The following is a 14,157-nucleotide window of genomic DNA, read 5'->3' as shown; positions in this document are numbered from 1 at the left end:
AGGTATCTGATTGTTAGTTACCTCGTCGCGTAGCGTTAGGTGATTTTAGTCGTGTTTGATATATTGCAGGTGGGCGTATCTCTAACTTAAGTGGTACAAATGGCGAGTCTATTACATTCTTTATTGAGCAGTTAAATGATTAGGAAGATATTACAGTATATATTTCTTGGCCTAGCGGTTTACGTTACTGTGGTGTTTTTGGTGATCAATTTTTATAAAGATGACCCACAAGCGATGATCTGGCAAGACAGAGAAGCCTTTAACAATCGTTTTATTCGCAATCTTACACTCGAAAAGCCGACAGAAATTGAGACGGTATTAGACACACTCGGCAGCCCTGACCTCACCTATGTAAAACGCAAAGGTGATGTTGTGGTTCAAATTGTGTTTTATCGTACTCAGCTAGTAAAACCAGATGGTATCACCACGGAAGATGAGTGTACTGGCTTACTATTCGAAAACGGTATCTTGAAGCTGTGGGGTCCCGGTGCACGAGTTACCTTTGATAAAGTACAAAATTAATGGAAGCAAAGACGGTTACGAGTAAAACGCTGTTTGCGATAGCCCAAGGGACGCACAAAGTATTGCGCCTTTATTATCGAAAGGAAAAGTGGTCCTCTATTTACCCTACCCTAGTCAAGCTTGCACAGCTTTACTTAGACTGTTATGAATCTTCACCGAGCAGTATGCATGGTCAACTGGGCCTGTATTCACAAAACTTAGGCTACAATACCAATTTAGTTATCAACCAGAATGTGTTGGTTTGCATGGCGTGCCACAGCCTCAAGTTTTCTCGCTCAGTAACCGAGGAGCTATTGCTTGCAAGCTTTGCTGACTATTTATGCGTTGCGAAAGAAAGCGATTTACTGGCGTCTGGTAAGCGCCTTAATCCGCAACAGGAAAAGCTGTGGCAAGTAAGGCACCAAATGGCCGTGCAAATACTGAGTGATGGTCAAACTCCTGATCTACAGTGTTTAAGAATTCTATCCCGCTTGTCTAACTATGATGGCAAGCTAGTATCACGTGTTCCCCAACGGTTTAATGATCATGCGTCACTCATAGTGGCTATCGCCCATCGGATCGCAAGCTTAATTACCCCCACAAACCGCCAGCAAACGGTGACTTTCGATACAGCAATAAAGTTGCTCTACAGCAAGTTGACCTATACGTTTGCGATCAAGGTGTTGATTGCCCTTGCCGAAGCCCAATTAAAATACCCTGCCGGCCTCTTGTGCCAAATCAATAATGAGCTTGGCTTTTTAGTCGTGCAATCGGGCAAAGAAAAAATCATTGCTGTTGTGGAAGATGGTCAGGCGAAGAAGCTGGCAAAAGCCAACCGACGCTTCGATTTTCGTTGTGGATTAACCAATAGTACCGATACGAAGCTGCTTTATAATATTTGGGACCGTGCGACAGAAACGAACAAAGCACCGTTTGGTTATGATAGCTCACACCTATTAGAAACGGTTAAATCGCTATCTCATAGTCAGTTTCAGAGCATTCGCTCGCTTGAAAAGCTGGTGTGTGAGTTTGACTCAGTATCCAGTGCGCTGCAAATAGCGGCGAAGCAGTATAACCGCGAAAACCTCAAAGCTTCGTCAGTTAGGCACTCTCTTGCGATGGTGGGGTTAGACGCCGCAGGCCTGCTGGCACAGCGAGTATTGCTAGAACAAATTATTGCCAGTCATAAGCTTCCCTTTACGGACGAAATTTTACATAAGTATGGATTGATAAGCCAAATTATCGCCTTGTATGTTGGCGAGAGTTACGGCGAAGCGTTTGAACGTTTGCTGTCACCATTTGCGGCGGTAATTGCCTTTTTGGTATTGAAGCAAGGTGTAGAAATTCAGCACACAACCGCATTACATGCCAAAGACTTTTCAGAGCAGTTGGTGTCTATTGCTAACCTATTTGGCATACGCCACCTTGCGAAAGAAAAGTATACCGAGTTTAATCAACTGTATTTTAATAAAAGCATCCTACACAAAGCGATGTTAGACAGTGAAGTGTTGAAAAAGTCTCAGGCTAATGAACAGTGTAAGTTGTTCATTTTTATTAAGCTCATCACATTAAAAGTGCTGTCCCCGCATTTTTCGTTTACGGCTTGGCAAAATCAATTAATTGATGAGGTTTTAGCTGAAAGTCGCTTTGTCAATATGAAAAACTTCGATTTGGCCTTACTGGAGGCGGGTTTTTACTCAGCTATCGCCTGATATTTATTCTATAAATGATATCAATAACAAGCATAAATCATATGTATGTCATTTTTTGATTCCATACTGGAATAAGACCTAATTAATTGCTATAAAACGCGGCTTAAACAAGCGAACGTACACCTTTGTTAATTTCTACTAAACTTAGTTTGCAATTCTTCTCGGGTGTATTACAACTTTTGATAAAGGAAAAGACATGGCACAGCAAACCATCACAGTTATCCGTGGCGACGGCATTGGCCCAAGCATCATCGATTCAGCTATCGAGATCTTAAAAGCCGTAGGTTGCGACTATGAATATGAATACGTAGACGCAGGTTTGGCTGCATTAGAAAAAACAGGTGAATTACTTCCAGCTCCTACGCTTGAAGCAATTGAACGTAATAAAATTACGCTTAAGGGTCCATTAACAACACCTGTTGGTGAAGGCTTCACATCTATCAATGTTACCTTACGCAAGCATTTTGGCCTTTATGCCAATGTACGTCCAGTTAAATCGTTTGAAGGTACAAAAGCACGTTATGATGATATCGATATCATCACGGTACGTGAAAACACGCAAGGTATGTATTCTGGTCTTGGCCAAGTGGTATCTGAAGATGGTAACGAAGCAGAAGCGATGTCAAAAATCACCCGTGAAGGTGCTGAAAAGATCGTGACTTTCGCTTATGAGCTTGCAAAGCGTGAAGGCCGTAAAAAAGTAACTGCGGTTCATAAAGCCAACATCCTTAAGTCTACTTCTGGTCTTTTCCTTAAAGTAGCACGTGAAGTTGGTGAGCGTTACCCTGAAATCGAATCTGCGGAAATGATCGTAGATGCTACCTGTATGAAATTAGTGATGACACCAGAAGAGTTCGATGTCATTGTTACTACAAACCTATTCGGTGACATTCTATCTGATCTGTGTGCTGGTCTTGTTGGTGGTCTAGGTATGGCACCGGGTGCAAACATCGGTAGCGACGCTGCAATCTTCGAAGCGGTTCATGGTAGTGCACCAGACATTGCTGGTAAGAACTTAGCAAACCCGACTTCAGTTATCCTAGCGTCAATTCAAATGCTAGAGTATCTTGGTGAAGCTGACAAAGCAGAGAAAATCCGCAGTGCAGTTGCGGATGTGATCAAGAGCGGCGACCGTACAACTCGTGATTTAGGTGGTAGCCACGGCACAACTGATTTCACTCAAGCGGTAATCGAGCGCCTATAATAGCACGCTCATTTTTCGCGATAGGTGGTGCATTAGCACCACCTTCTTCTTAGTCCTATCATTATTGTACTTAACAACAAAAACCAACCAATAGAACCACCTGAAGAACCACTATCATTACTATCCACTGGATCTGGTTGGGTTGTAGTAGGTGCGGTCACCGTGATCTCAACGCTTGCCTTTACACTTTGCTCCAGACCATCGGACAAGGTTAACACCACATTGTATGTACCTGCTTGTGCATAAGTGTGAGTTGCAGTGAGACCACTGCCCTGAGCACCATCACCGAAGTCCCAACTTGCTTGATAATTACCATCACCCCCACTTGCGGTTGCAACAAAGCTAGCTTGTAAATTAGTCGTCGAAGCTGAAGCCTCAAGCGTTAATGGCACTTCAACACTTACCGTTGTTGAGGCGCTGGCGGTATTGTTTTCAGCGTCAGTAACGGTCACTGTTACTGTGTAGTTGCCACTGAGTGTATAAACATGTTCTGCCGATATTGTTGCGGCTGTATTGCCGTCGCCAAAGTTCCATTCAAGCTCATAAGGTGCTTTGCCCCCGATCACGTCAGCACTGAATATAAACCCTTGCCCTACGGCTGTGGTTTTAATTTTTTGAACTTCGAGAGGAATGGCTACAACGTCGCCAACACTTGCATTTGTGGTGAGGTTTGAACTCGTGCCATCAGCCTTTGTACGGGTAAAAGAAACCGTGTAGTTCCCCGCTTCTTGGTAACTATGCACAGGGGAAAGTGCTTGGCTCGTTTGGCCGTCGCCAAAATCCCACAAAAATGAGTCTGACTCACTTAGGGATAGCCCTTTTATACTAAAGCTTATCGTATTCTGTGATTGAATTTGGGTAATTTTTGGGTCACTAAGGTACACCAGCCCTACCTCTGCACTACTGGCATCATCTTCTATGGTGTTGACTCGAACCTGAACGCCATAAGCAGGTAATATTACCCCTGACTCTTTTTGAAGATCAAAGCGATAATCTTGGGTGTCATTAAAAGTACTGATTGGGCTCAGGTGTTGATCGCCAAGGCCAGGTTTTTGATTGTCCAGTCTCAGAGTAGCATCTCTCACTTGAATACGACTGGTGGCAAGCGTTTGTCCGTCACCTCTATAAATTGGGTTTTGGTCTTGGTCTATAACCAGCATATCGCCCAAGCCAGGGTGTAACGACGTGGAGTTGTTAGCTTGGCTATTATTGCTGTACCACATTAGCACACCAGAATTGTATCCCGACAAAGACAATCCGGAGTCTAAGCCTCGAAATGATCTTAAATGAGCAAAGTACGCGTTACTCTGCTTTGCTCTGTATCGTGATATTTTACGAAAACCGTTATAAACCAAGTCATTGTTTGGTTCAGCAGTATTTAGATAGAGTTGAGTACCATCGGCCACCACTTCGATATTATCAAGCAATACGCCTTTTTTGGTCTCAAAGGCATCAGTTTGGTAGACAAAGCTAACTGTCACTGTTTGCCCTCGATATGCTGAAATGTCAAAGGTTAACGAAATTGGGTTACTACCAAAAGTGCTCGACTCACCATCCATATAATTTACAACGTTGGGATAGTTTGGGTGATTGCTTTTTGTGGTATTTCCTGGGATCGGTTGCCCATTTATCACTACTTGAAAGATGTCATAGTTGAGCTCAATGCTATAATTTGCAAGCATATTCAGAGATAGTTGCGTTGCATTGGGAAGCGCAAGTGTAAAACTGGCTTGATTATTTAACCTATCATCCTGACCCGAATAATAATGATAGTTGTCGGCAAGGGGGACAACAAACTCTTCGAGCTCAGCTGGCAAATCAATTTTTATTTGATTTGTGCTACTGTCATTAACGCCAATATCGCTCAGGGTAATGGTTTGTTCTGTATTTAAGTCATCAAGGGTGAACTCAGCCTGTTGCAACCAATTACCTGCATAATTTTGCTGCAGAAATTCCAGACTTTTTGGTGAGAACTGCGTAGGTTGAGAGCCACTTAATGCCCCTAAGTAGCTTCCTGATGACATCACTGACCACAGTGCCACTGGCTCGCCAATCTCGTTGGAGTTTAAGTCATACTCATCTGGAAGACCTAAGTCGTGTCCAAACTCATGAACGACGACACCGATTGCGGCATCGATTGGATTAATAGTGTAGTTGTATACTTTGTAATTGGTATTGGGGATTGCTTTTGGCTGGTTATTTTGGTCAAAAACAAAAAATCGATGTGACCAAATTGCATCGCTATCTAGTACGCCGCCACCTGCTTCTTGGCCAATACTAGAGTGAAACAGCATGACATGATCAATGATACCGTCTGGCTCTAGTTTATTTCCATCACCGTCTATATCATTTAGATCGGTTTTATCATACTCAGATAAATCGATATTAAACTGTGATACCGCTTTGGAGACTGCTTCAAATACTAACTCTTCTGGCCTTAAGTCTCGTGTATCGCCCTCCTGCTTGCCATAATAAGCGGCATTTTGATCCGCAGTGACCCAACCAAATGCATTACCTGTTATTTTTAAACTGCCTCCCGATGCCGCTTGGTAAAACTGTGTTGCGGACTGTAAAGCCTCATTATTCGGACCGTTATAACCAGACTCCGAATAGAGTAACGACTGGTAGTGAGAGGCTGGATAGCTTGGATAGTACATATCCGTATCGCCTGGGTTTAATCTGTTTTGATCGTTGGGCAGATCTGGAAAATCCACTAAAATTGCTAAGATCTTTGCTTCATTTAACGGCTGAACTGAACCGATAGCGTATTGCACACTCGACTTATGGTTGCGCTGGAGTGCATTTTTAATCGAATATGGCGTTTTAATTTGGCTTGCGATGGGTTTACCTTGAGTAAACTCCCTCAGTGCAATAGTACGTTCATAATCACTCATTACACGGCCAAGCTTTTTCTCTTGCCAATAGATGATTTGCTCTTTATGGACTACTTGTGCCGGCACCGTGCAAGGTGTGAGCGCAACCAAAGTGAATAAGCCCAGTCTAAAAATATTCATTAAAATGCCTCTAGCAGTATGGAACCTTAAGTTTAGCATTTTTATGTCATTGTTCCCGTAAAAGATTAAAGTAAATAAAAAATTCAAATGAGGATAAATTTTAAATTGAAACGCTATATTTCAACATTTGAAAGGTGGAAAGGTAGAATTTATATCTAATACTGTGTACGCTAAGTTGGAGATCAAATTTAAGGCAAAAACAATGACACACTTTTTTCAAGTAATCGTTCTCGTGGTGGTACTGGTCTCTTCATAGAGTTCAGCGGGGAGCTATTAGTTGAAAGAAATACTCAAACCCCGCAAACCGCGGGGTTTTTTTTGTTTTAAAAATACAACAAGCATGCACAATCGACGAGGAATGAGGTAATGGCAGAGCAATACAACGGCTCGGAGCTAGTAGTTAAAGCATTGAGCGCATTAAAGGTTAAATATATATTTGGTTATCCTGGTGGATCTGTTCTAGATCTCTATGATGCGTTATTTCAACAATCAGAAATTGAACATATTCTAGTTAGACATGAACAAGCTGCTACCCATATGGCTGATGGCTATGCTCGGGCGACAGGCGATGTAGGTGTGGTGCTTGCAACCAGCGGTCCTGGTGCAACCAACTGCATTACCGGAATAGCAACCGCCTACATGGATTCAATTCCCATGGTAGTGTTATCGGGTCAGGTGCCTTCTAACCTGATTGGAGACGACGCGTTCCAAGAAACGGATATCGTAGGGTGTTCGCGCCCTATTGTTAAACATAGCTTTAATTGTCGTGATGCGACAAAAATTCCAGAAGTATTAGCCAAGGCATTTTATCTGGCAAATTCTGGCAGGCCAGGGCCCGTTGTTGTTGAGCTGCCAAAAGATATCTTAAACCCTGCACTAAAGTTTGACTATGTGATGCCCGAACACATTGATATGCGTACCTATAACCCCAGTGTAAAGGGGCATTCCAAGCAGATCCGCAAAGCCGTCGAAGCTATTATAGAGGCAAAACGCTTAGTTATTTATTCTGGCGGAGGCATTATTCTGTCGAACACCTCTGATAAGCTAACTGAGCTGGTTGAAAAACTGAATGCGCCAATTACTAACACACTTATGGGACTTGGTGGGATAAGTGGTACGCACCCGAATTTTATTGGGATGTTAGGAATGCATGGTAGCCTTGAAGCAAATAAAGCAATGGCTAATGCCGATGTGATCCTTGCCTTAGGTGCTCGGTTTGATGACCGTGTGACAAATAACGTGAAGAAGTTTTGCCCTAATGCCAAAATTGTTCACGTGGATGTTGACCCCACCTCAATTTCTAAAACCATTCAGGCGCATATTCCAGTTGTTGGTTGCCTAGACACAGTAATAGAGCAACTATTACGTGGTATTGAAAAAAGTGAAAAGCGGATTGACCGTGCAGCACAGGAAGACTGGTGGCAATCGATCACAACTTGGCGTGCGCAAAACTGCCTTGCGTATACAAAAGGGACTGAAAAAATTAAACCGCAAACGGTAATAGAAAAGCTTTATCAGTTAACCAATGGCGATGCCTATGTGTGTTCCGACGTTGGTCAACATCAAATGTTTGCAGCGCAATATTATCCATTTAAATCGCCGCGGCAATGGATTAATTCAGGTGGATTAGGAACGATGGGTTTTGGTTTGCCCGCCGCAATGGGAGTAAAAAAGGCATTTCCTGAGCATGAAGTATTGTGTGTAACAGGCGACGGTTCAATTCAAATGAATATTCAAGAGCTCTCTACCTGCTTACAATACGGACTCGCTGTAAAAATTGTGTCGTTGAACAATCGCTCGTTAGGCATGGTAAGGCAGTGGCAAGATATGATGTACGAGGGACGTCATTCTAGCTCATATATGGAGTCGTTACCTGACTTTGTGGCGTTAGCACAAAGCTATGGTCATATTGGTATTCGAGTTAACAAACCTGAAGAGCTTGATGAGGCCCTTGAGCGGGCGATGGCAATCACCGACCGGTTAGTTTTCTTAGATATATTGGTTGATGAATCTGAGCATGTGTACCCAATGCAAATTAAACAAGGTGCGGTTGATGAGATGTGGTTGAAAAAGGGAGTAAAAGCATAATGAGAAGAATATTATCGATCTTATTGGAGAATGAACCAGGTTCATTGTCGCGTATTGTTGGGCTTTTTTCTCAGCGTGCTTACAACATTGATAGTCTAACCGTTGGCACTACTGCCGACAAAACCCTTTCTCGGATCACAATTACAACACAAGGTGATGATCGTATCGTTGAGCAGATCACCAAACAAGTGAATAAGCTTGTAGACGTACTTAAGGTAATTGACTTGACTGAAATGCAGCACATTGAGCGTGAGTTGCTGCTAGTAAAAGTATTTGCCAGAGACGAAGCGACACGAGCTGCAATCAATCGTGTTGCTGAGGTGTTCCAGGCGAGTATTATTGATATGGGCAAGCAAAGCTATATTTTACAAATGGTGAGCACAGCCGAGCGCTTAGAGTCATTTTTGGAGTTGTTACGGCATGAAAGTGATATTATTGAACTGGTGCGCTCAGGTGCAGTGGGGATTGGCCGTGGCGATAAAGCACTTAAGGGTTAACTAACCCGTAAATACTCTTGAGTAGAGCTAGGTAGGCACGCTGTTAAGCTCTGCTCTTTTTGTGTGCGTGCCAAGGGGAGCGGATTTACTCGGCCTAGGTTACTAGCTATAATCGCGGTTTTATCAAGTTAGATGATACACATGGAACTCGAACGCTTCTGGGAGCTTGCTACCGCCCCTGACCACACACAAGATAGTGAATATTTAAAAGCACGCCTAGTTACCCTAAGCTCAGAGGAAATCGCCCAGTTTGATGCCTTGTACACCAAAGAACTCAGAGCGTTGTGGCATTGGGATAACTGGAAAGTTGCATATGTGATTGCTGGGTGCAACAGCGAGTACGACTTCTTGGATTTTTGTAATTGGATTATTAGCCGTGGACCGGAAGCGGTAAGTATCCTTACTGCGCAGCCCGATGAATTGGCAAATAAGTTCGCAATCCCAACGAAAGATGATCTGCCCTACCCCTTTATTGACGAATTAGACTTAGTAGCGGGGTTACTGTTTGAAGAAAAAAATCAAGATGAACTCCCCTATCACAGCGTGGTGAACTTTCCGCCGCAAGGGAAAAAATTTAAAAATAAACCAAAACAATTAAAGGCTGATTTACCTCAACTTTTCGGCCAATATTGGCTAGGATGAGGCATTGCTCATTGTTTTAATGGATAGGGTTTTGATTATTTTGTAGGGAGATATCAAAGCCCTTTGTTCACGGCCACAGAGTTTTACACACGTGCATTTCTCTTCCTCCTGTTTATAGCTTAACGCTCCCCGTTACCAAAAGCTCGACGTCTTGTTAAATGTTAATGAGTCGAATAGTATGTAGATCCCTATACTGAAAACAATAAGAATAACGATGAAAGCTCTCAATGGTGTTAAATACCTTCCCTGTTTAGCGTTAGTTTTTGCCTGCCAAAGTATGGCTGGGCAGCAAAAGTTGTTGCCTGACGGTGGCAAAGCAGAAGAGCAGTTTGGTTATAGCGTAGCAATAGACGGTAACACTGCATTGGTGGGTGCACATAAAGTGGATACTGATAATCTTAAGGATGCTGGCGCTGCATACATATACACGTTTGGCACGTCAGGCTGGCAGCAACAGGCAAAGCTGACCTCAACACCGCCCTATGCTGGCGACACTCTTGGTGGCAATGTAGCACTTAAGAATAATATTGCGATGCTTGGCGCGATAAACCGAGATGGCAAAGTAGAAAATGCGGGTGCAGTATTTGCTTTTGAGCGCACTAAAAATAGCTGGGTACAAAAGCAAATGCTAACGGCCAACGATGCAAAAACGGGAGATGCTTTTGGACAAAGTATTGCGTTAACCGAACAGTTTTTGGTTATCGGTGCGCCACATAGCGATGCGCCACACAAAGACTCAGGTTCAGCTTATGTCTACGTACGAGAAAACAATACTTGGCGCTTTCAGTCGAAGTTGACAGCCAACGACGGTGCTGCTGGTGACTTATTTGGAATTAGCGTAGCAATAGACGGCACCACCATTTTAGTCGGCGCGGATTTAAATGATGAAAAAGCAGAAAAAGCCGGTGCGGTTTACGCTTATCAATTTGATGGTAAAAAGTGGGGATTACAGGCAAAGCTGACGGCAAATGATGGCGCAAAAACAGATATCTTTGGCGTTCGTGTAGCAATCTCTGGAGACACCGCGCTTATTTCTGCCAGAAGAGATGATATTAAAGGTGTAGGTAAGGATGCGGGTTCTGCTTATTTGTTCGACAGAGTAAATGGAGAATGGAAGCAAACACAAAAATTAGTAGCGCCAGATGCCAAAGCAGATGATAGGTTCGCACGGGGTGTTGCGTTAACTAAAGATACCGCGCTTATCACAGCAATGCATCATGATGAAAAAGGCAATAACACCGGTGCGCTCTACGTATACAAAAAACACCAAGGCCAATGGCAATACTCCACTACAGTCTTTGCCAAAGATGCCGCGCCTGAAGACAGGTTTGGTTGGAATATAGCTGTATCAGATCAGACCGCAATTATCGCAACGCCCCACCGTGATGATAATGGGGATAGCTCAGGCGCAGCTTATATTATTGATTTGGAAGAACTAAACTAAGATAAACTAAGCTAAGTTGTATAAGTATACTTGAACTATGGCATGAATAAGTCTTAATCTGACAGTTGCGTATGTGGCAGAAGCGGATCTATAGGTATGACTCGTTTTTGCCCCAAAGTGAGTTAACGTAATTATTCTAAGGGCGGCTTTGAGCTATCAGATACAGTGATTCACCTAATGATATTGGCTCTACTCAATAAATCTGATATTAATGATAACTGTATAAATAACACAGGTATGTTGTTGTGCTCCCATAGTCAAGAAAATGAGCTACGAGCGTATTTTCTTTTTCTGAATACCTTTAGTGTTAATAACAATATTATAGTTGGCATTGCATTGCATTGCATTGCATTGCTTTATTTGTTAAACATAGTTATTACTAATATATGAGCGTATCATCGGCAGAAAGATGCGCGACGGGCACACTATAAAATTGTTAGGTGCCAAACTAGCTCTGGCGAAACAACAAACAAAGGGATGTAATGCTTAATGTCAGATAGAATTGCAGATAGCACGATTAAAGGATTTTTATATCAATTTAATAAAACTATTCTTGAGATAGCTAATGCGGACGATGAGGACGTAATTACAGTCGAAGGTGTAGTAGAAGACGTAGATGTTCTGTCCGCCAGTGGTGAGCTGGAAGCTATTCAATGCAAATATCATGAGTCCAAAGATAAATTTACACCAAGCCTAATATTTAAGCCTTTACTGCAAATGGCTGAATCTTACGATAAGAATCCAACAGCAAAGATTAAATACACGATTTTTATTTTTATCCCGAATGAAGTTCATGGTGAGAAAGAAATTGAACGTACAACTTTAGAATCTGCGTTAGCTACCACTGATAAATCTCTTTCAAAAATCGTATCTAGGCTCTCAAACAATTTCGATAATGATGAATTCCTAAAGAATACAAGAATTGTTTTTGGCCCTTCCTTAGATGAAATTGAAGGAAGCACGAAGACGGCCTTAGATTTGCTCGGCATTCAAGGAAGTGATGTTGATACGCTACTGTATCCTAATTCAATAGCAAAGATTGCAAAGCTGTCGAGCATTAAAGATGAAACGGAGAGGCAGATAACTAAGGCAAAATTATACAGCTACCTTTCAAACGCCACACATACAGCAATATCTAAATGGACGCTAGCACTAAAAAATCGGAGAGAAATACTTAAACTTATAAAACAACAGCTCTCCAGTTCTTTCTCTCAAAACAGCCGAGACAGATATTTTTATATTAATAAAAATGAGATTGATGATTACGAAGAGAAAGTTGTTGTATTTTTCGGGAATTACATAAAGAAATACTATTCTAAGCCGAGCCATCTAAAGCCTCCAACATTTATTATTAATGATAATTTTGAAGCAATCAGGGATCTTGAGTCTCGATTGTACAAGAAGGGAATAAAAGCAAATACAGGGCTTGTTGGAAACGACTTTGAAGTGGAGTATTTTTTCAGAGATCCTATGAAAAAAATAATTAGTAATAATATTGAAGAACGTGAATTCGATCTTAGATTATTAGCAATGGACTCTGAAAAAGAAGCAATAAACCATAGGAAAGGTGATGATTTGTACTTGGTTAGTAGCAAGACGCCAAATAATATTGAGCTAACTGATGTGAACTTTTATCAAGTTGGAACAAGCAACTTTAACGAACTTGAATATGTAATAGGGATAAGGAATAGCCATGAGTAAAGTTGGACACGTATTATCAAGCTCGCCAGATAAGGTATCAATTGGAATTGGTAATCTTAAGACACTTGAAGAAAACAAGACTGATCTACAAGTAGGTAAATTCCTAAAGATTGAAGATGGTAATCATAACTATGCAGTTGCTATTGTAAATAATTTGACAGCTCAAAAATCAGAGAAAGATGGTGTTGTCGAATGGAGCTTTGTTATAGAGGCCTCACCAATCGGGGCTCTAATAAATAATGACGACAAACTTGAATTTAAAAGAGGAACTCAAGTTTTGCCTGTCCCTACGGAGATTGTACATACTTTCAGTACAGAAGATCTTTCCATAATATTTTCAGATGATAGCAGCTTTGGATTTGAGATTGGACGCCTGTCAGGCAATCCTACCGTACCGTTTTGCATAGATGGTGATAGATTTTTTGGGAAACATATCGGGGTAGTAGGATCTACCGGATCAGGTAAGTCGTGCGCTGTGTCTAGTCTCATTCAAAATGCAGTTGGTATCGCCAATGCAAAAAATTCTAATAGAGGAAATCAAAAAAACTCACACGTTATAATTTTTGATATTCATTCAGAGTACTCGTCAGCCTTCACTGTTGATGAAAGTGAAAAATTTAGCCTAAACAAACTAGATGTTGATAATCTTACACTCCCATATTGGCTAATGAATGCTGAAGAATTAGAATCTATTTTCATAGAAAGCAATGAGCAAAATTCACATAATCAGCTATCCCAGTTTAAGCAAGCCGTTATTTTAAATAAAGAGAAACATAATCCAGAGTTAGATAAAGTTACATATGACTCTCCTGTATTTTTCAGTATTGAGGAGGTTTATAACTATATTTATAACAAGAATAATTTAACTGTTTATGATAAAAACTCACTAAAGTACTTTGCAATACTTGATGAAGAAATTGAATATGACGAAGAACGCCTATGGCAGAAGATTAACTTTTTATCTTCAACTGGAAATTCGAAGCATGAAACTCTTGGCGTAAAAGTTTCAAAGGAAGGAGGTTTTAATGGTGAGTTTGATCGGTTTATTTCACGACTAGAGACTAAGTTAAACGATAAGAGGCTGGCATTTTTACTCAAGCCTGTTAAAGATGATGATACAGAGTTTAAAACGAATGACTTCAGTGAAGTAATTAAACAGTTTTTAGGGTATATCGATAAATCCAATGTTACAGTTGTTGACTTGAGTGGAATACCATTCGAAGTTTTGAGCATAACCGTAAGCCTTATATCTCGATTAATGTTTGACTTTGCATTCCATTATTCGAAGATAAAGCATTCTACAAATCAAACCAACGATATTCCTTTTTTGATTGTGTGCGAGGAAGCGCATAAC

General features: G+C 41.5%; 10 protein-coding genes. 9 read left to right on the top strand and 1 reads right to left on the bottom strand.

The window, feature by feature from the left end:
* The first annotated feature begins 135 nt into the window (after positions 1-135).
* The 3 genes from CEX98_RS17325 to CEX98_RS17315 all read left to right on the top strand — a co-directional run bounded on the left by CEX98_RS17325 (position 136) and on the right by CEX98_RS17315 (position 3,417).
* Positions 136-522, top strand: coding sequence for a DUF3192 domain-containing protein (locus CEX98_RS17325; RefSeq protein WP_099643270.1), 387 nt, complete (start codon positions 136-138; stop codon positions 520-522).
* Positions 522-2,213, top strand: coding sequence for a hypothetical protein (locus tag CEX98_RS17320; RefSeq protein WP_099643269.1), 1,692 nt, complete (start codon positions 522-524; stop codon positions 2,211-2,213). The genes CEX98_RS17325 and CEX98_RS17320 overlap by 1 nt, the downstream gene beginning before the upstream one ends.
* Positions 2,214-2,409: 196 nt before the next feature.
* Positions 2,410-3,417, top strand: a complete 1,008-nt coding sequence (locus CEX98_RS17315; protein WP_099643268.1) for an isocitrate dehydrogenase — start codon at positions 2,410-2,412, stop codon at positions 3,415-3,417.
* A 32-nt stretch (positions 3,418-3,449) separates the two neighbouring features.
* Here CEX98_RS17315 and CEX98_RS17310 read toward each other — a convergent pair whose 3' ends face one another.
* Entirely contained in the window at positions 3,450-6,431 is a 2,982-nt protein-coding gene (locus CEX98_RS17310; protein WP_099643267.1) for an immune inhibitor A domain-containing protein, read from the bottom strand.
* 366 nt (positions 6,432-6,797) lie between these two features.
* On the opposite strand from CEX98_RS17310, the gene CEX98_RS17305 reads away from it, so the two are divergent.
* From CEX98_RS17305 to CEX98_RS17280, 6 genes are all read left to right on the top strand, one after another.
* On the top strand, positions 6,798-8,519 hold the full coding sequence (locus CEX98_RS17305; protein ID WP_099643266.1) for an acetolactate synthase 3 large subunit: 1,722 nt from the start codon (positions 6,798-6,800) through the stop codon (positions 8,517-8,519).
* The gene (gene ilvN, locus CEX98_RS17300) at positions 8,519-9,016 is read left to right on the top strand and encodes an acetolactate synthase small subunit (RefSeq protein WP_099643265.1); all 498 of its coding nucleotides are present in this window, start codon (positions 8,519-8,521) and stop codon (positions 9,014-9,016) included. Before CEX98_RS17305 ends, ilvN begins: the two co-directional genes overlap by 1 nt.
* Positions 9,017-9,157: 141 nt before the next feature.
* Positions 9,158-9,658, top strand: a complete 501-nt coding sequence (locus CEX98_RS17295) for a DUF4240 domain-containing protein (RefSeq protein ID WP_099643264.1) — start codon at positions 9,158-9,160, stop codon at positions 9,656-9,658.
* A 214-nt stretch (positions 9,659-9,872) separates the two neighbouring features.
* Positions 9,873-11,102, top strand: coding sequence for an FG-GAP repeat protein (locus tag CEX98_RS17290; RefSeq protein ID WP_099643263.1), 1,230 nt, complete (start codon positions 9,873-9,875; stop codon positions 11,100-11,102).
* 489 nt (positions 11,103-11,591) lie between these two features.
* Positions 11,592-12,803, top strand: a complete 1,212-nt coding sequence (locus CEX98_RS17285; RefSeq protein WP_099643262.1) for a hypothetical protein — start codon at positions 11,592-11,594, stop codon at positions 12,801-12,803.
* Positions 12,796-14,157: ATP-binding protein (locus CEX98_RS17280; RefSeq protein ID WP_099643261.1), on the top strand; the 1,362-nt coding region annotated here is incomplete at its 3' end. The genes CEX98_RS17285 and CEX98_RS17280, both read left to right, overlap by 8 nt.

It is taken from the genome of Pseudoalteromonas piscicida, from assembly GCF_002744175.1.
Taxonomy (GTDB): domain Bacteria; phylum Pseudomonadota; class Gammaproteobacteria; order Enterobacterales; family Alteromonadaceae; genus Pseudoalteromonas; species Pseudoalteromonas piscicida_B.
The sequence above is the reverse complement of the archived record's forward strand: the minus strand, read 5'-3'. Positions and strand labels throughout refer to the sequence as shown.

Excerpts from the sequence above, each read along its gene's own strand:
- ilvN (WP_099643265.1), top strand. The coding sequence starts at position 8,519 with ATGAGAAGAATATTATCGATCTTATTGGAGAATGAACCAGGTTCATTG.
- CEX98_RS17315 (WP_099643268.1), top strand. The coding sequence starts at position 2,410 with ATGGCACAGCAAACCATCACAGTTATCCGTGGCGACGGCATTGGCCCA.
- CEX98_RS17305 (WP_099643266.1), top strand. The coding sequence starts at position 6,798 with ATGGCAGAGCAATACAACGGCTCGGAGCTAGTAGTTAAAGCATTGAGC.
- CEX98_RS17310 (WP_099643267.1), bottom strand. The coding sequence starts at position 6,431 with ATGAATATTTTTAGACTGGGCTTATTCACTTTGGTTGCGCTCACACCT.
- CEX98_RS17290 (WP_099643263.1), top strand. The coding sequence starts at position 9,873 with ATGAAAGCTCTCAATGGTGTTAAATACCTTCCCTGTTTAGCGTTAGTT.
- CEX98_RS17295 (WP_099643264.1), top strand. The coding sequence starts at position 9,158 with ATGGAACTCGAACGCTTCTGGGAGCTTGCTACCGCCCCTGACCACACA.
- CEX98_RS17320 (WP_099643269.1), top strand. The coding sequence starts at position 522 with ATGGAAGCAAAGACGGTTACGAGTAAAACGCTGTTTGCGATAGCCCAA.
- CEX98_RS17325 (WP_099643270.1), top strand. The coding sequence starts at position 136 with ATGATTAGGAAGATATTACAGTATATATTTCTTGGCCTAGCGGTTTAC.
- CEX98_RS17285 (WP_099643262.1), top strand. The coding sequence starts at position 11,592 with ATGTCAGATAGAATTGCAGATAGCACGATTAAAGGATTTTTATATCAA.